This is a genomic window from Photorhabdus machadonis (genome assembly GCF_052657765.1).
On the sequence record NZ_CP199761.1, the window covers coordinates 2,308,161 to 2,331,087 of the forward strand.

Below are 22,927 nucleotides of genomic sequence, written 5' to 3' on the forward strand. Positions count from 1 at the left end.
TGTTTGATTTAAATCACGCCTCTTTTTATACCTTAAATGTGATTTAACGATAAAATTAACTCATATATTTGTTTTTACAAGATTTTTTCAGAGTTTAAACCTTACTGAATTAATCTTTTTATCCATTTTTTATTGCGCTATTTCCTTATGGCTTACTTCGTAAAATAACGACTAGAAAGATTTTGCATGCCCATTTATTCTGATGATATTCTTTTATATACTGATTTCTTTTCAATTCTCTGTTAATGGTATTAAATACCACACTCATTTATTTAAGGAAAAATATACCCGTTATCTTTCAAGTTGCCTCTTTGTTGGCTGCACTCGCTCACCCCGGTCACATAGTTCGCTATGCTCCCGGGGATTCACTCCCTTGCCGTCGCGAGGCATCTTGAAATCTATTGGGTATCGTCAGTATTCATGATAAAAAAACCCCGTTCTTTTCAACGAGGTTTGTCAGCGGTCTAAGACGGATATTTTATCCGTCTGTGGGAATATCGCTTACTTTAATTCATCAACCAGAGTGATTGCACGGCCAATATAATTTGCCGGCGTCATTGCTTTCAGGCGGATTTTCTCTTTTTCAGGTAAATCCAGCCCGTCAATAAAAGTTTTCATTCCTTCAGCATTGACGCGTTTACCCCGAGTGAGCTCTTTCAGCTTTTCGTAAGGCTTTTCGATACCGTAGCGACGCATGACGGTCTGGATAGGTTCAGCAAGGACTTCCCAATTTTTATCCAGTTCATCCAGCAGATTCTGTCCATTGACTTCCAGCTTATTTAAGCCTTTCATCGTAGATTGATAAGCAATCAGAGCATATCCCAGACCAACGCCAAGGTTACGTAATACGGTTGAGTCAGTCAGATCACGCTGCCAACGGGAAACCGGTAACTTGCTTGCCAGATGACCAAGTACGGCATTTGCCAACCCCAAATTACCTTCAGAATTTTCAAAATCAATTGGATTGACTTTGTGCGGCATCGTGGAAGAACCAATTTCGCCGGCAACCGTTTTCTGTTTGAAATGGTTGAGTGCGACATAACCCCAAATGTCACGGTTGAAATCGAGCAGAATCGTATTGAAACGGGCGATGGCATCGAACAATTCCGCAATATAATCATGAGGTTCGATTTGAGTCGTGTAGGGATTCCATTTGATGCCCAGTGAAGTCACAAACGTTTCACTGAATCGGTGCCAATCAACCTGCGGGTAAGCGGCTATATGGGCATTATAGTTACCCACTGCGCCATTGATTTTGCCTAATATTTCAGTTTGCTCCAGTTGGCGATATTGGCGTTCCATCCGGTGAGCAACGTTGGCAAACTCTTTACCCACAGTGGAAGGGGTGGCAGGTTGACCGTGAGTACGGGACAACAGCGGCAAATCTCGATATTCAGCCGCCATTTTTTTAATGGTGTCAATCATCTGGCACCATTGTGGCAAAATCACCTCTTCACGGGCTGTTTTCAGCATCAGCGCATAAGACAGATTGTTGATATCTTCAGAAGTACAGGCAAAGTGAATAAACTCGGCAACTTTATGCAGTGCCGGAATATCTGCAACTTTCTCTTTCAGAAAATATTCCACTGCTTTAACATCGTGATTAGTCGTGCGTTCGATTGTTTTGATACGCATTGCATCCTGTTCATTGAAATTTGCGCTAATTTCATTCAAGTAAGCGTTTGCGTCCGCATCAAAAGCCGGAACTTCTTTAATTTCAGCACATTCTGCCAGTTTTTGCAGCCAACGTACTTCAACCTGCGTGCGGAATTTCAGTAAGCCAAACTCACTAAAAATGGCACGTAATGCGCTGACTTTATCGCCGTAGCGGCCATCAATTGGAGAAACAGCAGTCAGTGAGGATAATTCCATTGGTAGCAACTCCTGGATTTTATTTAACAATGAGCAAGAATATCTTTCGCCTGTTGGAGCAGGCGTTGACGAGAAAACATTAATTGCCAGCGACTACCGCCAACTTGCTGCCATAAGACCGCGCAACGGACCCCTGCCAGCAGAATAGCCCTGACTTTCGCTTGTACAAGTGGATTGCGCAGAACATCAGGGGAACCTGTCACCTGGATCCTTGGGCCTAATGGGCTGACAACATCAACATAAATACCGGCCAACGCATTGAACATGCCTTCTGACATGGGTTCAAAATAAGTCTGTTGGCGCTCTAACTGGCTGATGCGGTTGCCAAGTGCGTCGGAAGCGTCCTGATTTTTACTCAGGCGGCGCTCCAGTACCATCAGGCTTAACATATAACGGGTAAGATCGGCGGAAAGACGACTGTTAGAGCCATTGAACATCCCTAGCATGGCATCCAGCCCAATGCGCAGATTGCGTTCATGCTTGCCAAACACATCTAAAACAGATGCTGGGTTGGTGTTCAGAATGCTATTAACCATAGTTGCAACAGCATCGGTATCACACTGGTTTTCGTGAGCAAGTTGCTGTACCAGATAACTTGACTGGCAAATGCCCGCCAGAGCCAGTGTAATGTTGTAATAATTCTTTGCCACAATTACTCCTGCAAACGTTGTTCAATCACGCCACCGCCAAGACAAACTTCCCCCTGATAAAAGACGGCTGACTGGCCGGGGGTGACTGCGGCGACAGGGTTAGCAAAACGTACTTCTATTTTGTCTTCGTTTATTGGTGTGACAGTGCAAGGAATATCCTGCTGGCGATAACGTGTTTTAACCACGCAGCGGATTTCTTCAGTCAGTGGTTGTCTGTCAACCCAATGAAGCTGTTGAGCAATAAGGCCAGCAGACATCATACGGGGGTGTTCATGTCCCTGAGCCACGATCAGAATGTTATTTTGAACATCTTTGTCTATGACATACCACGGCTCTTCACTGCCTTCTTTAGTTCCGCCGACCCCCAGGCCTTTACGTTGACCCAGTGTGTGGTACATCAGCCCTTGATGCTCACCAAGGGTTTCTCCATCCACAGTCATAATCGGCCCCGGTTTGGCGGGCAAATAACGGCCAAGGAAATCACGGAATTTGCGCTCACCGATAAAACAGATACCTGTAGAATCTTTTTTCTTTGCCGTCACTAAACCGATTTTTTCAGCGATACGACGAACTTCCGGTTTTTCCAATTCACCGACAGGAAATAAGCTTTGCGCAATTTGCTGGTGGCTCAGGGTATATAAAAAGTAGCTTTGGTCTTTATTGTTATCGAGACCCCGCAATAATTGGCTCTTACCGTTAATATCCTTGCGGCGGACGTAATGACCTGTAGCGATATAATCCGCACCTAAATCTTCAGCGGCGAATTCCAGAAATGCTTTAAATTTAATTTCTTTGTTGCATAGAATATCTGGGTTAGGGGTTCTGCCAGCTTTATATTCAGAAAGGAAATGCTCGAAAACATTATCCCAATATTCGGCAGCAAAATTGACGGTATGAAGTTCAATACCCAGTTTATCGCAAACGGATTGAGCATCGGCCAGATCAGTCGCGGCTGAACAGTACTCTTCATCATCGTCCTCTTCCCAATTCTTCATGAATAAGCCAGCCACTTGATAACCTTGCTGTTGCAGCAGGTATGCGGAAACGGAGGAATCTACACCGCCGGACATGCCGACAATGACTTTTTTCTGGCTGTTATCTGACATGGGAATCTCACTGGAGAAAAAAACAAGCGCCGTACTTTAACACGTTGTAAACGGGGGTGCATCAAACTCATCACTGTTTTGCTATTAATTAACCGGAGAGACATCGCTATCCAATAGGGTGAGAGGATGTTTTTCATTTTGCAAGTAACAGCGGATACTTTCTGCGACGAGTGGCGAACGCAGGCAATCACTCTTTAATATTTGTTCTGCCGTAACCCAGTGGCAGCAGTCAATATCACTGTCCTGCGGATGGGGTGCTGTTTGCTGTTCCATTTCGATCAGAAACAGAAAGCGGATAAATGGGGTGCTGTCTGGTGCAACCCACTGATGAATTTTCAGCAGCGCTTGTGGTTTAGCTCGGATACCGGCCTCTTCCCATAATTCACGCTCTGCTGCTTGTAATAGCGTTTCATCCGCTTCAAGATGACCTGCGGGTTGATTCCATAATGCTTTGCCATTAATTGTCTCTTCAACCACCAGGAATTTATTCTGGGCATGGACAATACAGGCCACTGTAACGTGGGGGTTAAACAAAATTGATCTCCTGCCATTCGCCGGGTTTCATCTCGTCTAATTGCCAGTTTCCCATACTAAAACGAATCAGCCGAAGTGTTGGGAAACCAATATGTGCTGTCATTCTGCGCACTTGGCGGTTTCGGCCTTCATAAAGTGTTATTTTTAACCAGCTCACCGGAATGTTTTTACGTTCACGAATCGGTGGATGACGACTCCAGAGCCATGTGGGTTCATGAACTAACTCGGCACCTGCGGGAAGGGTAGGCCCATCTTTTAAAACAATACCGTTACGCAGCTTATCGAGTGAAGCTTCATCTGGAATCCCTTCAACCTGAACATAATAAACCTTGGCTGTTTTTTTATCCGGTTGAGTCAGATGTGCCTGAAGTTTACCGTCATTAGTCAAAATCAATAATCCTTCACTGTCACGATCCAAACGTCCGGCGGCATACACATCGGGGAATGGGATAAAATTTTTCAGCGTTATTCTGCCCATTTCATCGGTGAACTGGGGCAAGACATCGTAAGGTTTGTTAAATACCAATACCCGGCGAGGCCCTGTTGGTTTTTTGGCAGAATGTGATGTTTTTCTTTGGCTGAATCGATTAAGTTTGTGTTTTTTAACAGAGAAATTTGTCATCATAGATCACTAAGCGAAATGGGACAGGCATTATACATGAGTTTGCTATCGATTGGCGTTTGCAGAATATTCAAGTAGTATTGACAGGTCCCTTACAAAAAATTAACAAGGTATTACGCTTACTTGAAAGGAGAGGTTAATGGAAAGCAAAGTAGTTATTCCGGCGGAAGGTAAAAAAATAACAGTCGACGCTAAAGGTAAACTGGTTGTTCCGAATAACCCGGTTATCCCTTATATCGAAGGGGATGGGATTGGTGTTGATGTTACCCCTGCAATGTTGAAAGTTGTCGATGCAGCGGTTCAGAAAGCCTATAAGGGTGAGCGTAAAATTTCCTGGATGGAAATCTACACCGGTGAAAAATCTACTCATGTATACGGTAAAGATGTTTGGTTGCCGGATGAAACTTTGGATCTGATCCGTGAATACCGCGTCGCCATCAAAGGTCCTCTGACGACGCCGGTTGGTGGTGGTATTCGTTCTCTGAACGTGGCATTGCGTCAGCAATTGGATCTGTATATCTGCCTTCGCCCTGTTCGTTACTACCAGGGAACGCCAAGCCCGGTTAAACAACCTGAACTGACGGATATGGTCATCTTCCGTGAAAACGCCGAAGATATTTACGCAGGTATCGAATGGAAAGCAGGCTCTGCGGAAGCGGATAAAGTGATTAAGTTCCTGCAAGACGAAATGGGCGTGAATAAAATCCGTTTCCCACAGCAGTGTGGTATTGGTGTGAAACCCTGTTCAGAAGAAGGCACTAAACGCTTGGTTCGTGCTGCTATCGAATACGCGATTGATAATGACCGTGAATCAGTTACTCTGGTTCACAAAGGCAACATTATGAAGTTCACCGAGGGGGCTTTCAAAGACTGGGGTTACCAGCTTGCTCGTGAAGAGTTCGGTGGTGAACTACTGGATGGCGGTCCTTGGGTGAAAATTAAGAACCCGAAAAACGGCAAAGAGATCATTGTTAAAGATGTAATCGCAGATGCTTTCTTGCAACAGATTCTGTTGCGTCCTGCTGAATATGACGTTATTGCCTGTATGAACCTGAATGGTGACTATATTTCTGATGCACTGGCTGCTCAGGTTGGTGGTATCGGTATCGCACCGGGAGCAAACATCGGTGATGAATGTGCTCTGTTTGAAGCAACTCATGGTACAGCCCCTAAATATGCGGGTCAGGATAAAGTGAATCCAGGTTCAGTTATTCTTTCCGCTGAGATGATGTTGCGCCATATGGGGTGGACAGAAGCCGCTGATCTCATCATTAAAGGCGTGGAAGGCGCGATTGCTGCGAAGACCGTCACTTACGATTTCGAGCGTTTGATGGAAGGCGCGAAACTGCTGAAATGCAGTGAATTTGGTGACGCTATTATTCAGCATATGTAATCCGTCATTTTCTGAAAACTTCACGCTAGTTAATGCTTTCGTGGAGTTTTCTCATTTCTTGAAATTTTTGCCATAGAATTTTCATAAAATAGCTATAAAAAACGTATTTATTTATATTGCTATGATTTATCAATTTTCATTTACTATCATGTAGTTACCTATCATTTTTATACGTTTATGTTTTAATGATTATCTTGGCAAGATTCAAGTACCCAAATGCGATATTTTGTTGTTTTTGTTGAATGCAAAATTTTGCAAGTCACATATACCTGAGTGTATACTGAGATTACTATTTGTTCTGTCTGATATTGAGGGAGGGGGGAAAGATGAGTGACTCAGATGATAAAAAAATAGAGTTCAGCACGAGTGATGTGTTAAATGCTCTCTTGCATCGAGGGCAGAATATGCAACATCTTGCAACTCAGGAAAGTGTTGATAATCTGCGCCGCGAGAATGAGGCTAGCTTCACGGTTCTTAAATCCGATATTAACCAGCGGTTTGAAGCTATGGATAAAGCTCTTAACCAACGATTTGAAGCTATGGATAAAGCCCTTGATCAACGATTTGAAGCTATGGATAAAGAGTTTAGTCAACGATTCGAATCTATGGATAAAGGCTTTAACCAACAATTCGAATCTATGGGAAAAGGCTTTAACCAACAATTCGAATCTATGGATAAAGGCTTTAACCAACGATTCGAATCTATGGGAAAAGGCTTTAACCAACAATTCGAATCTATGGGAAAAGGCTTTAACCAACGATTCGAGTCTGTGGATATACGTCTTAGCAAACTTGAAGGTAAATTTGATCGTCTTCAGTGGTCTATTGTTGCTGCGACGATGGCGTTTCTTTTTAAAGAATATATTTTTAAGGCGGTTGCTCTTATCCAGTAACGTGTAAAATTTTGTACGTCACAGTTGTTTTTTTGGATTTTACTCTTTTCTCTTCTTCATTCTCTTTTGCTACGGTGCCTTACCCGTTTATATCGGAATGGTACTGTAGCTGCATCTGTAACACGTCATATGGGCCGGATAGAAGCTGATGAATATCTGTCATAAGTAGAGTATGGTCTTCCTTAGCGTGTGAGCGAGTTGTCAAGGGTGATTTTAGAGGGGAATGCGGCGCTATAGAGTATCATTTTTATTTCAGTTTGGTCTGATGACTGATCAGTAAACATAGAAGTTAAAACTGGATAGTTAATTTAATAGCTTGTAAAAATCTTTATGGTAGAGGCGACTAAGTAAAAACCGCTAACGGGAGTTTGTTCTCCCGCCATTTTTATAACTGTAAATATAGTAATTATTGTATAATATTTGAATTGTTATGATTTAGTTATTATTTTCCTTATTGAGAATTTTTTCATATTCCTCCCAAACGACAGATAATGGTGAACTTAAGCAACAAATGGATATTGAACCCCCTGATGGAGGGTGGTATTCATATTTAGATCTCCCACGATAGACTCTTATAGGTAAATTGTTATCAGTAGGATTCTTCCTTTTTCTTCTTAACGTCATTCATAACCTCAACGTATATTGTTTAAATTATGGATTGAGAATAAAAGTGAGATATTTTTGCAATATTAACTTCATAAACATGTTTTTTTTGTAAAAGATAACAAATGAAAATATTAGCAGTAGATAATAAAAGATCCAGTTTTATGTTGCATATAAGAGAAGTTTTTTCATATTTTTTACGAAACTAGTTTCATTTTAAAATAATATTTCATTGAAATTAATTTGTAATGTTAAGTAAGTATGAAGTAAATATTGGTTGTAGTTATGTATAGTTGGGTTAAGTACATTGTTTTACAGATTAATGGGGTTGTAATTAATCGTGAAAATAGTCGTTTCGGAGAATTTTGATGCTTAAAAGTAAAGAAATTGTTAAAACAAATATTGAACGAGATCTTAGCAAAAAACACGGCAAACCCTCCAAATTGGAAAACTTGTTCGAAAGTATGGAAAGCAGTCACTTAGGCTATCTTTTTCTGGTTATATTAATGAATTACGGAGTTGAGTTTTTTGTCGGTGATTTAACCAACCATTGACGGATAATCGAATTTGTATTTATGCACTAGAAAGCTACCAGATAATTGTTATTTATTTCCCTCAGATGACCAGAGAGTGGTCCGATTATTTTATAAGAAAAGATCTTGCTGTATCAGTTCTATTGTAATTTAACTTTAATTTATGTGCGGGGATGGGAATACTGGGCAGTAAATTTACAGAAAATACAGTAATAGCAGAGACTGGATATATATTCAAATAGTCAAAAAATAAGCGGAAATGTGTTAATTGTGACCATATAAAGAAGTGCAGCGTGTTCGTTAAAAACTTTTAATGTTAATTGTAACTTAACTCAAATAACCAAAAGAAAAATATCATTTATTCTTTTGATTTGGTAAGCCCATAGCTGCAGGGCAGTTATAGATTTACCTTTTTATTAGTTTTTTGAATGTTGTTTATTCATTGGGATGATATTTAATTGTGATTTGACGGGTGGTGGTGAGTTATCTTTTTGATTCTTAATGTTTTATATGATGATCGTCACTATGTGAAATTTTTTTGAATTAATGGCGATTTTTTTCTTAAAGCTGATAATCTGCTCACAAAATTAACCACAATATCTTATTTTTGAATCTTTTTTCTTGATATTAATTGCCTGTTGATTTAATTAAAATGCGATTCACAAATGGGAGGTATAGATAATGGCGTGTATGAAGTTACTGGCGGGCAATAGTTGATTGAATGACATAATCTATTAACTATCGGCCAAGAAACAGGACATCAAACATTCATTTAATCTGATGGATAATGTAAAAAGATCAGTAAACATTACACATTAATTTCAAACTTGTGTTACATTTATAGCGTTTTTCTGACCAGTATCTCTGCGTTTTTTTTAAACGGCATTGCGTTAGTTGTTAATTATAAAGGCATATTAAGCGCAATGAATTCTGCCGGATACGGTTTTATGGTCAGACTGGGTTTGCTAATTTAAGGGGAAAAACATCTTGACGGAACTGATTAACTTTTTTAACAACATCCTTTGGGGCTCCGTACTGATTTATCTTCTTCTTGGGGCCGGTGTTTACTTCACTATATGTACGGGTTTTATACAGATACGCCACTTTGGGCATATGTTTTCAGTATTGAAAAACAGTAAAAAATCTGACAGTGCAGGTATTTCATCATTCCAGGCATTGTGTACCAGTTTAGCTGCACGGGTAGGTACAGGTAATCTGACTGGTGTGGCAATCGCCTTGACGGCGGGTGGGCCTGGTGCCATTTTTTGGATGTGGGTTGTTGCCTTGATTGGGATGGCGACTTCTTTTATTGAGAGCACACTTGCCCAGCTGTACAAGACAAAAGACGATAAGGGGAATTACCGTGGTGGTCCGGCCTATTACATGGAAAAAGGGCTTGGGGTACGTTGGATGGGCATTATGTTCTCCATATTCCTTATTATTGCTTTTGGTCTGGTATTTAATGCTGTCCAGGCAAATTCAATTGTCCAGGCTGCTGCTTTCGCGTTTAATTTTAATCCGTTATATGTCGGTATCGGTCTGGTTATCTTTAGTGGGGTCATTATTTTTGGTGGCTTACGCTCTATTGCCAGAGTTGCGGAGCTGGTTGTTCCTTTTATGGCGACAGCTTATCTGATTTTGGCATTTTGGGTCGTTGGGCATAATTTTGAACGAATGCCAGAAGTGTTTGCATTGATCTTCAAAAGTGCATTTGGTTTACAGGAAGCGGTTGCAGGAACCGTTGGTTACGGTGTTGCGCAGGCGATGACGCAAGGCGTCCAACGAGGGTTGTTTTCAAATGAAGCGGGGATGGGGTCAGCTCCTAATGCAGCCGCATCCGCATCTCCATATCCTCCTCACCCAGCGTCTCAGGGGTATGTGCAAATGCTGGGTGTCTTTATGGATACTCTCGTTATCTGTAGTGCTACCGCTGTTATCATCCTTTCATCGGGTGTGCTTGATGGCAATATTGCAGGAATCAGTGGAATAGAGCTGACTCAGCGGGCGTTATCCTCAGCTGTCGGTGATTGGGGATCTGAGTTTATCGCGTTAGCTATCTTCTTTTTCGCTTTCACATCAATCATTGCGAATTATGCTTACGCTGAAAGCAATATCGTCTTTCTTGAACGTAATCATACTGCGGGTTTGGTGATCCTCCGTCTGGCGGCATTAGGTATGGTGATGTTTGGTGCGTTGGCTGAATTGCCTTTAGTTTGGAAAATGGCTGATTTATCTATGGCATTGATGGCAATTACCAATCTAACCGCTATTTTGTTACTTTCCGGCGTCGCATTTAAACTTGCAAGAGATTATAACCAGCAGAGACGTGCCGGTAAGCTACCGATATTTGATATCAATCAATATCCTGAGATTCAGCAAAAGGTTGAAGTTGGTATTTGGGAGGAAACAGCCAGTCGCGCGTACGCGAATCAAGTGTCTGAGCACAAGTGAGATACCAGACAGAAGGTATAGTTAATATTATTTAATGATATAGCAACTGATTACCTTTTACGTTTTGCTTGGTATTTTTGCCTTATTCCTATCTAAGTTATGGGAATAAGGCATTTTATTTTGTGTTCTATATCAAAAATAAAGCGGGTAATTTTATAAAAAAATTATACAAAATATAAAATTTATTTTGTATTCATTTGATTTCTTTGTGTTATTATCTTGTTTTCAATTAATAGGTGGGACAGGGAGCTTATGAAGAAGATCATATTGGTTGGCTTATTTATGTTATTGGCCGGGTGTTCCAGCCAGCGTCACCTGGAAGATCGGGGCACTTATAAAGTTGATAGCTCTTTTCCTTCGAAAAGTCAGAATGACAGAGTCAGGTTTTTGGTGTTCCATTATACTGCTGTCAATGATGAGGATTCTTTACGTATATTAACTCAGGGCGGAGTCAGTGCCCATTACTTGCTTCCGTCATTACCGAATTATGTACGCGGGAAGCCGGTCATTTTGGAATTAGTTCCCGAAGGGAAGAGAGCGTGGCATGCTGGTGTCAGTGGATGGAATGGTCGAAAAGATTTAAATGACACATCAATTGGTATTGAAATTGTCAATAAAGGATTTACGGAAAGGTTACTTGAGAAAGAGTGGTATCCGTTTAATGAGCAGCAGATCGATCTGTTAACGCGTTTGGCGAAAGATGTTATTCAGCGTTATGACATTGAGCCTGTAAATGTTATTGGTCACAGCGATATCGCACCGCTGAGAAAATATGATCCAGGCAAACTTTTCCCGTGGAAGAACTTGGCTGAACAAGGTATCGGTGCATGGCCTGATGATGCAACAGTTGAAAAATATATGGCTGGCAGAAAATGGAATGACATGGCTTCTGTTGCGTTAATACAGAAAACATTAGCTCAATATGGCTATACCATTCCACAAACGGCTGTACTTGATGAAGATACCCTTAAAACAATCAGTGCATTCCAGATGCATTTTAGACCAGATGACATCAGTGGTAATCCTGATGCGCAAACTGAGTCAATAGCTCTGGCTTTGGTTGAAAAATATAAAGGGTAGTTTGTCGCATTCAGTAAGATCGTGCCATAAAAGTTACTTTATCAGGATGACTTTTATGGCATAGCTTTTCAGATAATTAGGACGATAAAACTTTCATAATTCGCTCTTCTGATTCCTCTTCACGTTGTTTTAATCTGTAATTGCAGACTATTTTGGCAATGATTAATCAAGAATTTCCAATTTCATTTCCACTGTCTTGGTTCTAGAACTCCTTCATATTATTTTTTATAGTTAAATTATTTTAACAACGTAATCGTCAGATAGGATTGTAGAAATCTGGTCATAGTTGAATAATAAAATGCTCAGTAATGATGCAATGTATATAAATAATCGTCGTTTTATTTTATAACGACGATTACTATTTTAAGTCATCGTCAGATGAAATAATGTTATAAAGTAAATATTATCTTTTATTATCGTTTTTTCTTGCCGGGAGAGTAAATGCAAGAATGATCCCTACCAGGCTGATAAACGGTGAATAGTTCATTATTTTGTCAGAAAGATAGTTTGGTAAGACGCTGCATAGATAGATAAAAATAGATATTGGCCAGCCATATAACCTCACCTCATTAAATCTGAAAGCGGTTTTCATGATTAAATAATAAATAGTGGCGAAGGAGCACATTGCCCATATGCCAATAGAGATCATGTACAGCCACACGGATAATCCATATTGCATATAAGCGGCATAATTGTTTTCTGCCAGATAACTAGAGAGAAAAATCAGCATTCCCAGGATAACTGCCGCTGTAATAAAGTTAATAATATAATCTTTTCTACTCAGTTTTTGTCTGAAATAGTTTTTTATTGAGCTAACTAGAGAATCATCCATAAATAACAGCCAGGTAAATAAGCATAGAACAGATAATAACTGATCTAATGATGGTATGAACAGAAAAATATAAGTCAGATATTAGATGAAAATATTTTAAAAGTAATTCTGCGATTTAATATGTGGGAATAAGGTGATGATTGTTAAATTATATGATAGTTTGTGTTCTTTGTGATCTCTCTGGTGTTTCAGTCATTCTTTGGAGAACCCGACAAATGATTATTCGTTTATCTAAGATTTTGATGGTCTTTGCAATCGCGCTGTTTGCTACATTGGTCGCTTTTGGCAATATCACAGACTATGGCACTAATTTCGTATTTGTACAGCATGTATTAATGATGGATACCATTTTCCCTGATGCGACCATCACCTATCGTGCAATCCATTCACCGATACTACATCACATTGGTTATATTGCCATTATTTCTTTAGAAACGTTAACCGCAGTGTTATGTTGGATTGGTGGTATCCGTTTACTGGCGAATTTGAAATCTAATGCTGTTGTCTTCAATAAAAAGAAAGCTATCGCGATAGCTGGTCTGACCCTGGGTTTCCTGACCTGGCAGGTGGCATTTATGTCAATTGGTGGTGAATGGTTTGGGATGTGGATGTCTAAACAATGGAACGGTGTGTCCAGCGCTTTCCGTTTCTTTGTCACTATCATTCTGGTATTGATTTATTTGATACAGCGTGACAGGAAACTCGATCAAGAATAAAGATGAGGATAGATGTGAAAACAAGGATCGAACAACACAAAGCGACAATATACGGAGTCCTGGCGATTGTGTTGTGGAGTACAATTGTCGGGCTGATAAGAAATGTTAGTGAAAGTTTTGGGCCTGTAGGTGGCGCAGCTCTTATTTATACTGTTGGCGCAATTTTTCTGGTTTTGCTAATTGGTTTCCCAAAAATCAGCTCTTTTCCCAGAGTCTATTTGTGGCTTGGGAGTTTGTTATTTGTCGGTTATGAAATCTGTTTATCACTCTCATTAGGTTTTGCCAATGATCGTGCTCAGGCAATTGAATTGGGTATGGTTAACTATTTATGGCCAGGGTTTACTGTCTTATTGTCGGTTATAGTTAATAAGCAGAAAGTGAATGGGGGGCTCTATCCTGGTTTGTTATTGTCTATTCTGGGGATTAGTTGGGTGATGAGCGGTGATAATGGCTGGTCATGCAGGCAGATGGTGGAGAATATCCAGAGTAATCCATTAAGCTATGGGCTGGCTTTTGCTGGTGCCATTATCTGGGCGGTGTATTGTAACATTACAAAAATCATGGCGGAGGGTAAAAATGGCATGACGCTGTTTTTTATTCTGACTGCTTTTGCATTGTGGATTCAATACTTCTTCACATCTCCCCCTGGAATGGTGATAACTCTTCGTAGTGTCAGCATATTATTGTTTGCTGGAGCTGCTATTGGTGTGGCGAATGCGGCTTGGACAGTCGCAATCATCAGAGGACATGTTGCATTATTGGCTACGTTATCTTATTTCACGCCGATTATCTCTACCGCTTTTTCATCCTTGTTGCTTAGTATTGCGCTCTCTTTTTCATTTTGGCAAGGTGTGCTAATGGTCACAATCGGATCAATTGTCTGTTGGTTAGCGACCAGAACCAAATAATACCGGTGAAATCAGTGATATCAGGAATAGGTATGAGATGGGGTTCCTTTAGATAATAAATTGCTTTACACGAATTTATTTATAGCTATTGCCACTCCATCTTGTTCATTTGTTGTTGTAATAAACTGAGCGATATCTTTGACACCTTGTTCGGCATTACCCATTGCAACACCAACAGCGGCGAATTCGATCATAGCCAGGTCATTATTATGGTCACCAATACACATAATTTTATCTCTGGTGATACCGAGATGATCAGCAACGGCTTTGACAGCAGTACCTTTATTCACTTCTTTGCTGAGGATTTCCAGAAAATAGGGGCTGCTTTGAATCAGTGTATAGTGTTTATAAGCTTCGGCAGGAATGAAGTTGATGGCATCACTGAGAATATTAGGGTGGTCGATCATCATCAATTTAGTAAAGTGCATCTCACTGTTCATTTCATTGACAGGACAATAAATTAGCGGTGTGTCGGTGAGAAAAGCTTCTCTGACGGTATATGAGCTGATATCACGATTAGCGGTGTATATTTTATTGAATTCTAAAGCGTGAAGATGAACGCCGATTTCGCGGGAGAGCGATTCGAAAAACAGATAGTCCTTAAAATCCAATAAATTTTCCAGCAAATGTTCACCATTGTACGCCTGATGGACAACGCTACCATTATTGCTGATGCAGTAACTGTTGATTTCGTCTAGCGCTAATTCCTGTAAATATCGCTGGATACCGGTAAAAGGCCGGCCAGAAGCCAAAACAATATGAACGCCTTGCTTTTTGGCTTGATGAATAGCTTGTTTGACTGGAGGCGTGATCTGATGGCTCTCATTCAGTAACGTGCCATCAAGATCAATGGCGATCAATTTTATTGACATACCTCTCTCCTGAAAGTCTGACAACTTGATTGTGGTGTGGCTGCGTTTGTTGGGTAATTACCCGTTTACACGGTACTTTCTGGTTGCCGTGTCATGAACAATTGGTGGCGGAATGCAGAGGGAGTTTAACCTCTAGCTCAATATCTGGATTCTGCCGGAAATCATAGGGCGTTATGCCATACTCTTTGCGAAACATATAAGTGAAATGAGATTGTGAGCCAAAGCCAAAATCCAGTGCGATATCAAAAATAGGCAAGGTGCTGTTTCTTAAAAGATGAACAGCGCCGGCCAGACGTCGCTGGCGGATATACTTGCCAAGAGAAATTCCGGTAACTTCCTTGAATATTTTCTGCATGTGCCAAAGCGAATAGCCAGAGTAAGCAGCCAGTTCCTCCAGATGGATTACCCGGCCAAGGTGATTCTCAATCCATTTGCTGAGAGCGTATACAAGTGCTAAGTGATTATCCTGTGGCATTAACAATTTTATTCTGGTTGAAAGTGAAGGGGAGTATACACAACTTTTCCCATTTTTTCTAAAGATGACAACGCGTTGACATAGCGATTCAAATTATAACTGAATGTGATAATTGATTTTTTTGTTCTGGTGAATAGAATCCACATAATGAGTATTTGCTTAAATTCGTTCTGGTACATTGCTGTCATAAAACTGTGAGCCAGTACGGTTTTTTCACAACGAAAATGCATGAGATGAATCTTTTTCCTGTTGCGCTATTGTAAAATATCGTTTTCCAACTTTATTCTTAACATATTGCGTACTGACTGAACTTGAAGGAAACAGAATTGGACATAAAAAAAACCATTGCAATCTTAGTATTACTTGGAATATGTCTGTTCTTGTATTTGTTAGCTTTGGATAGCTACTGTGATCAGGGTGAAAAATTTGATTCAGGTATTTGTTTTGTGACCAGGTATCTGCCTTTCTGATTAGTTGCTGATACTCATCAGCCATTTTCCCGTCATGTATCTGTGCTAACATATGTCTTCAATATCCACCCTTTAAAGCTAGTGTTTTGTTTGCTTTAAATAAAGCAAATAAATGGGAAGCGGTTGTTTTCCCACTAATAATAAAATAAAAGTTGCAGCAAGAGGAAAAGATGGCAGAACAATCGCAGGGATCAACACTTAAACGCGGTCTAAAAAACCGGCATATTCAGCTTATTGCTTTGGGGGGGGCAGTCGGTACAGGGTTATTTCTCGGTATTGCGCAAACCATCAAAATGGCAGGTCCCTCCGTAATTTTAGGCTACGCTATCGCAGGCTTTATCGCATTTCTGATTATGCGTCAGTTGGGGGAGATGGTGGTTGAAGAGCCTGTAGCGGGGTCGTTTAGTCATTTTGCTTATAAATATTGGGGGGATTTTCCCGGTTTTTTATCCGGCTGGAATTACTGGATGATGTTTACTCTGGTCGGAATGGCAGAATTGACGGCTGTAGGGATGTATATTCATTACTGGTGGCCTGATATTCCTACTTGGGTTTCTGCTACGGTATTTTTTGTCCTCATCAATACGGTAAATTTAATTAATGTCCGGTCATATGGTGAGACCGAATTCTGGTTTGCTATCATTAAAGTGACAGCTATTATCTGCATGATTGTTTTTGGCGCTTACCTGTTGGTCAGCGGTAATGGCGGGCCACAGGCCAGTATTGCTAATCTTTGGCAATATGGCGGTTTTATGCCTAATGGGATCTCCAGCCTTATCATGGCAATGGCTGTGATTATGTTCTCTTTTGGTGGGTTGGAACTGGTAGGTATTACCGCAGCGGAAGCGGAAAATCCACGTATCAGTATTCCCAAGGCAACCAATCAGGTGGTATACAGAATATTGATTTTCTATATTGGTTCTCTGACCGTGTTGTTGTCGCTTTATCCATGGGGCAATGTTATTGAAGGTGAAAGCCCATTTGTCATGATTTTTCATAACCTGGATAGTTTCTGGGTGGCTAATGTTCTGAATGTTGTTGTTCTGACTGCCGCATTGTCCGTTTATAACAGCGGTGTGTATTGTAACAGTCGGATGCTGTACGGTTTAGCAAAGCAAGGTAATGCACCCAGAATGCTGAAAAAAGTTAATGAGGGTGGTGTTCCTACCAAAGCAATCGTAATGTCTGCATTGGCTACGTCAATTGGTGTCTTGATTAACTATGTCATGCCGGGTAAAGCATTTGAATTATTGATGGCGCTGGTGGTGACAACACTGGTTATTAACTGGGTCATGATCTGTATGGCGCATTTAAAATTCCGGGCAAAGAAAGTCAAAGAGGGGGTAGAACCTTCATTTAAAGCATTCTGGTACCCGTTTAGTAATTATCTGTGTCTGGTTTTCTTGGTCTTTATACTGGTCATTATTTTGATGATGGACAGTATTCGTATTTCAGTCATTCTGATGCCATTTTGGATTGGTATATTATGGCTTGGGTTTCTCATATCCCATTCCCGCAATAATAAAATGGAAACCATGAACCAGGGATAACGTATACCTGGTTCATCTCGATAAGGATACCAGGCTGATGTCACCCACAGCCTGGTATTTTTTATCTGGTTACCATTGCCAGCGTAACCAGGCGAAGAGTACGTTACCGTTATTATATGTGCCGGGAATGTATGTCCCCTGAAACGATAACCGATCGTATTCTATGGAGAATAGCGGTAGTGGGAGTGGGATAGGAACATAGTAATAATCATGGCGGGCTGTGACACTTAAAGTGAAACCAATACCCATTCGAAAGCCATCTAAATCACCGGGTATCCACATTTTCTGAAACCCATAACCAACGATGGGTTCCAAACGGTTATGAGAATCCATAAAAGCCATAGCATAGAGAGAATGCCAGTCATTGTCTTCGTCGTAACGGTATTTACCATAACCGAAACCCCAGGGCTGCTCATTATATTTGTCAATTTTTTCTTCATCGTAGGTAAATCTGTTATGCCAAGTAATTACCGGCAGATAAAGTTCATTGCTGGGAGTATCCCAAGTGAGAGCGACATTATTGTTGAATTTTCCCCATAAACTGTCTGAACTGTTGCTATAACTGGTCTGTGTATGGGATTCCGTGGTTGTTAATGATTGATTGGTGGTATTTGCCGTTGTTGCGAACACTGTTCCAGCTGAGACGAGAAAAGTTACTGGTAAGGCACAGGCTGCGGTTAAATCAAACTTCATTATTTATTGCTCCAATTTCCCGGCGACATAAATTGGGAAGATCCTTTGCGTCACGAAAAATATGACAAACATCTAAATTCAAGAATTCTACTCTTGCTATTTTAAATAAAACTTAAACGAGAAATTAATATTAAGATGTTATATGTATTAAATGAGTATATTTAATACTGATATCTAGACTGACGAATATTGGGAAATGTGCTGACTCTTTCTTTCACTCAAAGAGGGGGTGATTCTCGCTTGTAGACAGACCATAGATATAAAGACTCTAATAATAAGACAGACAAAATAAATTAAAATTATTTATATTATTTGGGATTTTGTTGAGTGGATAAACTGTAAGCTAATTAGGATAACCTTGGATTTTCAAATTTTTGCGGTTATGTTAAACAATAATTGTTGTTAAGAATTTTAAATATGTGCGTTAGCTCCATAGCTGATAAAAAATGGCTTGCCATCATATTAAGAATATGTGATAAATCGTTCGAGTAAACGAGGTACGGTTCTGTTAATAGCAGCAACTCGCTCTGGTTTTTATGTTGCGCCGAACGGCGAATTAGAATTAAGTGATCCAAAGGAAATTCTTAAAATGGCAAAAATCACTGGTACTGTAAAGTGGTTCAACGAATCTAAAGGTTTTGGTTTTATTACTCCAGCTGATGGCAGCAAAGATGTGTTTGTACATTTTAGCGCTATTCAGAGCGAAGGGTTTAAAACTTTGGCAGAAGGTCAAAAAGTTGAGTTTGAAATTCAGGACGGTCAGAAAGGTCCTTCTGCGGCAAACGTCACAGCAGCATAACTTCTTTTTGTCAATCATCTTGAATTGACGAAGTAAATTTGTTGTCTTAATTGGTTTTTTATTGGCAACAATGACATACCGATATCACCCTGTTGGTTATCTAATAGGGTGTTTTTGTTTTGACTCGGGGTGCTCTTCACTGAGCTGAGATGAACCCGTAATACCTGATCTGGATAATGCCAGCGTAGGGAAGTCAAGGTGTCTTTTTCCTGATACCTGCTTTACTTTTGCTGGTGGGAAGGCGTACCTATGGTAAGAATCAATTCACTGACAATTGCCGGGACTGATCCTAGCGGTGGTGCTGGTATTCAAGCTGATCTAAAAACTTTCTCTGCGCTTGGTGCTTATGGCGCAACAGTAATGACAGCTCTCGTTGCACAAAATACGCATGGCGTACAATCTGTTTATGACATAGATCCTGCTTTCGTTGCAGCACAGCTTGATTCTGTGCTGTCAGATATCAGAATCGATAGCGCCAAGATAGGCATGTTATCTAACGCGGCCAATGTTGCAGTAGTTGCAGATGCCATAAGCCGTTATTCAGTACCTTATGTTGTATTGGATACGGTGATGATTGCGAAAAGCGGTGCTCTGTTGCTGGCACCGGAAGCGGTTTCTGCGGTTGTTGAACGGCTATTACCGAAGGTTTCGTTGATGACGCCGAATTTACCGGAAGCGGCGACCATATTGAGATGCTCTGTAGCAGAAACCGAAGCAGACATGCAAAAACAAGGACGTGAATTATTATCACTGGGATGCGAAGCGGTTTTACTTAAAGGCGGACATCTTACCGACTGTGAAAGCCCTGATTGGCTATTTACGGGGAATGGAGAATGGCGTTTCACTGCTCCCAGAATCAAGACTCGTCATACTCATGGTACAGGATGTACTCTCTCTGCGGCATTAGCGGCTTTGCGTCCACGTTATCCGAATTGGCAGACAACGCTTCCTGTTGCCAAATCTTACCTCCAGGCGGCATTAGAACAGGCGGATTATCTGGACGTCGGAACCGGAATTGGGCCTGTACATCATTTTCATCGGTGGTGGTGAGGGGCGTGATTCGGTGATAATGAGTCATGAAGGGTAAGATGCCTGTGCTATGAGAGCAATATGGCTCAGAATGTCTAATGTCTTCACGATTTTATTCATCATCACCGATGACAAGCCTTGTTAAGCGATAGTCACTTGTTGATCCAGATAGACATCTTGAACCGCGTTAATCAGTTCAACCCCCTCTTTCATGGATTTTTTGAAAGCCTTACGACCGAGGATCAACCCCATACCACCTGCACGTTTATTAATGACGGCGGTACGAATTGAATCACTCAAATCATTATCACCGGATGCGCCGCCTGAGTTAATCAAGCCGGCACGACCCATGTAGCAATTAGCTATCTGATAACGAACCAGATCGATTGGGTGATCGGTGGTCAAATTGGAGTAAACGCGTTTATCTGTATGACCAAAACCAATCGCAGTATAGCCGCCATTATTTTCAGCCATTTTCTGTTTAACGATATCGGCACCGATAGTGGCGGCTAAATGGTTAGCCTGGCCGGTTAAATCTGCGCTGGCGTGATAATCCACTCCCTCTTTTTTGAAAGCGGAGTTACGCAGATAGGCCCATAATACCGTGACCATGCCTAATTCATGCGCTCGTTCAAAGGCTGCTGAAATTTCTTCAATTTGACGACGTGATTCAGCAGAGCCGAAGTAAATAGTTGCACCAACGGCTACCGCACCCATCTCAAATGCCTGTTCAACGCGGGTATATAAAGTTTGATCATATTGAGCAGGATAACTCAATGTTTCATTGTGGTTCAGTTTAACCAGAAACGGGATCTTATGAGCATAGCGACGGGAAACTGCGGATAACACGCCATAAGTAGAGGCGACACAGTTACAGCCTGCTTCAATAGCCAGTTCAACGATATTCTTCGGATCAAAATAGAGTGGGTTCGCGGCAAAAGAAGCGGCAGCAGAATGTTCTACACCTTGATCCACCGGCAAAATAGATAAATAGCCAGTACCGGTAAGGCGACCATGATTTAGCAATGTTTGCATGGAGCGCAGAACCGTATTTGGCCGATTATTGTCGATCATGACGCGGTCAACAAAATCGGAGCCTGGCAGATAAAGATTTTCACTCGGAATGGTGCTACAACGATGCTGCAATAAACTGTCTGCATCTTTGCCTAACAACTTAGCGATATCAGTCATGTCTTACTCCAGTTCATAAAAAACACTATTGATTGTCATTTATCCGTTTTAAAATAACAAGTTGTATTAGGAGGTAAGTGGTAGTGGATCGCTTCAGGTCGGTTTTAAAAGAGAAATTTATGGCCTGAAAAGGAACCCTTTTAACGTAAGAGCCACATTATCATACTTTCAAGTGATTTATGTATTCAAGGGAATGATTTTGTTTACAGGTGAGGTTTTGGAAAATGGAATTTAAAATATTTCTGCTCTACTGATGTGATTTTCATATTTAAATATCTATTCCAATCTCGTCAGGTTAAATCGGATTTTGATGTTGGGGATTTATCTTCTGTTCCTCAGTTTTAAGTATTATAAAAGCCTGCACCTTTAAGGTGGAGGAAAATATAGGGCTGTACGATCGAGATGAAGATTTTCAGATGGTCGTATTCTTTCACTTAAATTGTAAATGCCATCCGTTAAATACTCATGTGATGACTTTTGATTTTAAGAACATTAAAAGCGGTTTCATGATGACACACGAAAAATACAACCCCTCTTGGGAAGGTTATAGGGGGGATAAATGGCGGCATAATTAAAGGAATGAAATTAAACTATTTTTATATAATATTTGTGGTTTAGGTTTTTTGGATTTTTCCGATCGCTTTATATATGGACTATAAACTTAAGGGTGGTAACTAGTTGATATGTTAAATAATATCCTGGAGGTCTCCTCATGTCTATGTAAGAGATATTAAACTGTGTGATTGATATTATTGGATTGTGCATTCGCATAAACAAGTTCATTGAGTGCGTAAAATACGCACAAAAAAACAATGTATCCTGATGTTATTTTAATTATCTTTATAAGGTCAGATGTTAATATTTTGAGATTTTTATTTGTATAAATTAAATTGATTTCATTTTTATATAATTTTTTATTTCGGCAATTAATTTATCCTGATTATATAAAATAAATAAGGTTCTGGTTCATTACAGTTTTAAATAATATATAATTCTGTAAGCAACAATCAATGTGGTTATTTATCCTGTCATAAAAATGATTATAATTTGAAATAATTATTGTATTAAATTTTTAGTTTCAGCCCGTATTCATCAATTAGTGAACTAATTGGAAAACACATCAATATAATTTTATTTTTTCACAGATAAAAAATTATCCACTGTTTTTTATTGCCAATGGTGATATTTAACTTTCTTCCATTGGTAATAAATATTTATCTGTTACGTCCCATCATTTTTTTCTCATTGTAAAACAGTATCTTATCCAATTTTTGGCCTGTTGATGGAAGATATTGCGTTTGATAGATAGGATGGAATGCTCATGCTATTACTCACCAGATTGACTTTTCCTGAGTGTTATTGCCAGATGATATTTTTCACTCAGCTCCAATGCAGAAATGTGTTTCTGTTGTCTTTTGATTTGCTAACCAGTACTTGTTGTAAGGCTAAGATGAATATCAACTTTATCCTTGTGAGATACGGGATGTGCTGCATTGTTATTCACCAGACTTTGGTCGATGAGTGCTATTTTACCCTTGTTAATATTATGGATACATGAAACAGAAGTTGTTCTGTGTTGATAACCAGAATAGTCAGGTAAATGTTGAACTAATAGTTTTAACAATAAGTAAATTGCAATTATCTATTTTCATAAT

The 22,927-nt window shown here is 40.1% G+C and carries 21 protein-coding genes and 1 riboswitch; of the genes, 11 read left to right on the plus strand and 10 right to left on the minus strand.

Annotated features, from left to right (window positions below):
* Positions 1–501 precede the first annotated feature (501 nt).
* The 5 genes from purB to rluE all read right to left on the minus strand — a co-directional run bounded on the left by purB (position 502) and on the right by rluE (position 4,784).
* Positions 502–1,872, minus strand: coding sequence for an adenylosuccinate lyase (gene purB, locus ACUN2T_RS11040; RefSeq protein WP_445497490.1), 1,371 nt, complete (start codon positions 1,870–1,872; stop codon positions 502–504).
* A gap of 23 nt (positions 1,873–1,895) precedes the next feature.
* Positions 1,896–2,522 carry a high frequency lysogenization protein HflD gene (gene hflD / locus ACUN2T_RS11045; RefSeq protein WP_445497491.1) on the minus strand — a complete coding sequence of 209 codons (627 nt, stop codon included), beginning with the start codon at positions 2,520–2,522 and terminating at the stop codon, positions 1,896–1,898.
* A gap of 2 nt (positions 2,523–2,524) precedes the next feature.
* Positions 2,525–3,628: a tRNA 2-thiouridine(34) synthase MnmA gene (gene mnmA / locus ACUN2T_RS11050; protein WP_445497492.1), complete on the minus strand. Its 1,104-nt coding sequence runs from the start codon at positions 3,626–3,628 to the stop codon at positions 2,525–2,527.
* An 84-nt stretch (positions 3,629–3,712) separates the two neighbouring features.
* On the minus strand, positions 3,713–4,162 hold the full coding sequence (locus tag ACUN2T_RS11055) for an NUDIX hydrolase (RefSeq protein ID WP_445497493.1): 450 nt from the start codon (positions 4,160–4,162) through the stop codon (positions 3,713–3,715).
* A complete protein-coding gene (rluE, locus tag ACUN2T_RS11060) occupies positions 4,155–4,784 on the minus strand; it encodes a 23S rRNA pseudouridine(2457) synthase RluE (protein ID WP_445497856.1) in 630 nt (209 codons plus the stop codon). Before rluE ends, ACUN2T_RS11055 begins: the two co-directional genes overlap by 8 nt.
* Before the next feature lie 139 nt (positions 4,785–4,923).
* Between rluE and icd the strand changes: the two genes are divergently transcribed.
* The 5 genes from icd (at position 4,924) to ACUN2T_RS11085 (ending at position 11,737) form a co-directional block, all read left to right on the plus strand.
* Positions 4,924–6,177, plus strand: a complete 1,254-nt coding sequence (gene icd / locus ACUN2T_RS11065; protein WP_445497494.1) for an NADP-dependent isocitrate dehydrogenase — start codon at positions 4,924–4,926, stop codon at positions 6,175–6,177.
* A 326-nt stretch (positions 6,178–6,503) separates the two neighbouring features.
* The gene (locus tag ACUN2T_RS11070; RefSeq protein ID WP_445497495.1) at positions 6,504–7,070 is read left to right on the plus strand and encodes a hypothetical protein; all 567 of its coding nucleotides are present in this window, start codon (positions 6,504–6,506) and stop codon (positions 7,068–7,070) included.
* Between the two features lie 971 nt (positions 7,071–8,041).
* Complete coding sequence (locus tag ACUN2T_RS11075; protein ID WP_445497496.1) at positions 8,042–8,227, plus strand: hypothetical protein; 186 nt, start codon at positions 8,042–8,044, stop codon at positions 8,225–8,227.
* 966 nt (positions 8,228–9,193) lie between these two features.
* Entirely contained in the window at positions 9,194–10,657 is a 1,464-nt protein-coding gene (locus ACUN2T_RS11080; RefSeq protein WP_445497497.1) for an alanine/glycine:cation symporter family protein, read from the plus strand.
* Between the two features lie 252 nt (positions 10,658–10,909).
* On the plus strand, positions 10,910–11,737 hold the full coding sequence (locus tag ACUN2T_RS11085) for an N-acetylmuramoyl-L-alanine amidase (RefSeq protein WP_445497498.1): 828 nt from the start codon (positions 10,910–10,912) through the stop codon (positions 11,735–11,737).
* A 403-nt stretch (positions 11,738–12,140) separates the two neighbouring features.
* Here ACUN2T_RS11085 and ACUN2T_RS11090 read toward each other — a convergent pair whose 3' ends face one another.
* Entirely contained in the window at positions 12,141–12,569 is a 429-nt protein-coding gene (locus ACUN2T_RS11090) for a DUF805 domain-containing protein (protein WP_445497499.1), read from the minus strand.
* A 215-nt stretch (positions 12,570–12,784) separates the two neighbouring features.
* Here ACUN2T_RS11090 and ACUN2T_RS11095 point away from each other — a divergent pair, with 215 nt between their 5' ends.
* Complete coding sequence (locus tag ACUN2T_RS11095; RefSeq protein WP_445497500.1) at positions 12,785–13,285, plus strand: DUF2165 family protein; 501 nt, start codon at positions 12,785–12,787, stop codon at positions 13,283–13,285.
* 2 nt (positions 13,286–13,287) lie between these two features.
* Positions 13,288–14,193 (plus strand): aromatic amino acid DMT transporter YddG, encoded by a 906-nt coding sequence (gene yddG, locus ACUN2T_RS11100; protein ID WP_445497501.1) that lies wholly within the window; start codon positions 13,288–13,290, stop codon positions 14,191–14,193.
* A 65-nt stretch (positions 14,194–14,258) separates the two neighbouring features.
* Here yddG and yidA read toward each other — a convergent pair whose 3' ends face one another.
* A complete protein-coding gene (gene yidA / locus ACUN2T_RS11105; protein WP_445497502.1) occupies positions 14,259–15,065 on the minus strand; it encodes a sugar-phosphatase in 807 nt (268 codons plus the stop codon).
* Positions 15,066–15,156: 91 nt separating this feature from the next.
* On the minus strand, positions 15,157–15,540 hold the full coding sequence (locus ACUN2T_RS11110) for a helix-turn-helix domain-containing protein (protein ID WP_445497503.1): 384 nt from the start codon (positions 15,538–15,540) through the stop codon (positions 15,157–15,159).
* A 326-nt stretch (positions 15,541–15,866) separates the two neighbouring features.
* On the opposite strand from ACUN2T_RS11110, the gene ACUN2T_RS11115 reads away from it, so the two are divergent.
* Positions 15,867–16,010, plus strand: a complete 144-nt coding sequence (locus tag ACUN2T_RS11115) for a PhoP/PhoQ regulator MgrB (RefSeq protein ID WP_036849285.1) — start codon at positions 15,867–15,869, stop codon at positions 16,008–16,010.
* 170 nt (positions 16,011–16,180) lie between these two features.
* Positions 16,181–17,560 (plus strand): amino acid permease, encoded by a 1,380-nt coding sequence (locus tag ACUN2T_RS11120; RefSeq protein WP_445497504.1) that lies wholly within the window; start codon positions 16,181–16,183, stop codon positions 17,558–17,560.
* A gap of 69 nt (positions 17,561–17,629) precedes the next feature.
* Here the strand turns inward: ACUN2T_RS11120 and pagP are convergent, their stop codons facing one another.
* Positions 17,630–18,253, minus strand: coding sequence for a lipid IV(A) palmitoyltransferase PagP (gene pagP / locus ACUN2T_RS11125; RefSeq protein ID WP_445497505.1), 624 nt, complete (start codon positions 18,251–18,253; stop codon positions 17,630–17,632).
* 589 nt (positions 18,254–18,842) lie between these two features.
* On the opposite strand from pagP, the gene cspE reads away from it, so the two are divergent.
* Entirely contained in the window at positions 18,843–19,052 is a 210-nt protein-coding gene (gene cspE / locus ACUN2T_RS11130) for a transcription antiterminator/RNA stability regulator CspE (protein ID WP_011147003.1), read from the plus strand.
* A gap of 115 nt (positions 19,053–19,167) precedes the next feature.
* Positions 19,168–19,260, plus strand: a riboswitch (TPP riboswitch).
* Positions 19,261–19,301: 41 nt separating this feature from the next.
* Positions 19,302–20,102, plus strand: coding sequence for a bifunctional hydroxymethylpyrimidine kinase/phosphomethylpyrimidine kinase (gene thiD, locus ACUN2T_RS11135; protein ID WP_445497506.1), 801 nt, complete (start codon positions 19,302–19,304; stop codon positions 20,100–20,102).
* 120 nt (positions 20,103–20,222) lie between these two features.
* On the opposite strand, the gene fbaB is transcribed toward thiD, so the two are convergent.
* Positions 20,223–21,272, minus strand: a complete 1,050-nt coding sequence (fbaB, locus tag ACUN2T_RS11140) for a class I fructose-bisphosphate aldolase (RefSeq protein ID WP_445497507.1) — start codon at positions 21,270–21,272, stop codon at positions 20,223–20,225.
* Between the last annotated feature and the right edge of the window lie 1,655 nt (positions 21,273–22,927).

Bases quoted from the DNA above. Each gene is read 5' to 3' on its own strand.
- purB (WP_445497490.1), bottom strand. From the start codon at position 1,872: ATGGAATTATCCTCACTGACTGCTGTTTCTCCAATTGATGGCCGCTAC.
- mnmA (WP_445497492.1), bottom strand. From the start codon at position 3,628: ATGTCAGATAACAGCCAGAAAAAAGTCATTGTCGGCATGTCCGGCGGT.
- rluE (WP_445497856.1), bottom strand. From the start codon at position 4,784: ATGACAAATTTCTCTGTTAAAAAACACAAACTTAATCGATTCAGCCAA.
- icd (WP_445497494.1), top strand. From the start codon at position 4,924: ATGGAAAGCAAAGTAGTTATTCCGGCGGAAGGTAAAAAAATAACAGTC.
- ACUN2T_RS11070 (WP_445497495.1), top strand. From the start codon at position 6,504: ATGAGTGACTCAGATGATAAAAAAATAGAGTTCAGCACGAGTGATGTG.
- ACUN2T_RS11075 (WP_445497496.1), top strand. From the start codon at position 8,042: ATGCTTAAAAGTAAAGAAATTGTTAAAACAAATATTGAACGAGATCTT.
- ACUN2T_RS11085 (WP_445497498.1), top strand. From the start codon at position 10,910: ATGAAGAAGATCATATTGGTTGGCTTATTTATGTTATTGGCCGGGTGT.
- ACUN2T_RS11090 (WP_445497499.1), bottom strand. From the start codon at position 12,569: ATGGATGATTCTCTAGTTAGCTCAATAAAAAACTATTTCAGACAAAAA.
- ACUN2T_RS11095 (WP_445497500.1), top strand. From the start codon at position 12,785: ATGATTATTCGTTTATCTAAGATTTTGATGGTCTTTGCAATCGCGCTG.
- yddG (WP_445497501.1), top strand. From the start codon at position 13,288: ATGAGGATAGATGTGAAAACAAGGATCGAACAACACAAAGCGACAATA.
- yidA (WP_445497502.1), bottom strand. From the start codon at position 15,065: ATGTCAATAAAATTGATCGCCATTGATCTTGATGGCACGTTACTGAAT.
- ACUN2T_RS11110 (WP_445497503.1), bottom strand. From the start codon at position 15,540: ATGCCACAGGATAATCACTTAGCACTTGTATACGCTCTCAGCAAATGG.
- ACUN2T_RS11120 (WP_445497504.1), top strand. From the start codon at position 16,181: ATGGCAGAACAATCGCAGGGATCAACACTTAAACGCGGTCTAAAAAAC.
- pagP (WP_445497505.1), bottom strand. From the start codon at position 18,253: ATGAAGTTTGATTTAACCGCAGCCTGTGCCTTACCAGTAACTTTTCTC.
- cspE (WP_011147003.1), top strand. From the start codon at position 18,843: ATGGCAAAAATCACTGGTACTGTAAAGTGGTTCAACGAATCTAAAGGT.
- thiD (WP_445497506.1), top strand. From the start codon at position 19,302: ATGGTAAGAATCAATTCACTGACAATTGCCGGGACTGATCCTAGCGGT.
- fbaB (WP_445497507.1), bottom strand. From the start codon at position 21,272: ATGACTGATATCGCTAAGTTGTTAGGCAAAGATGCAGACAGTTTATTG.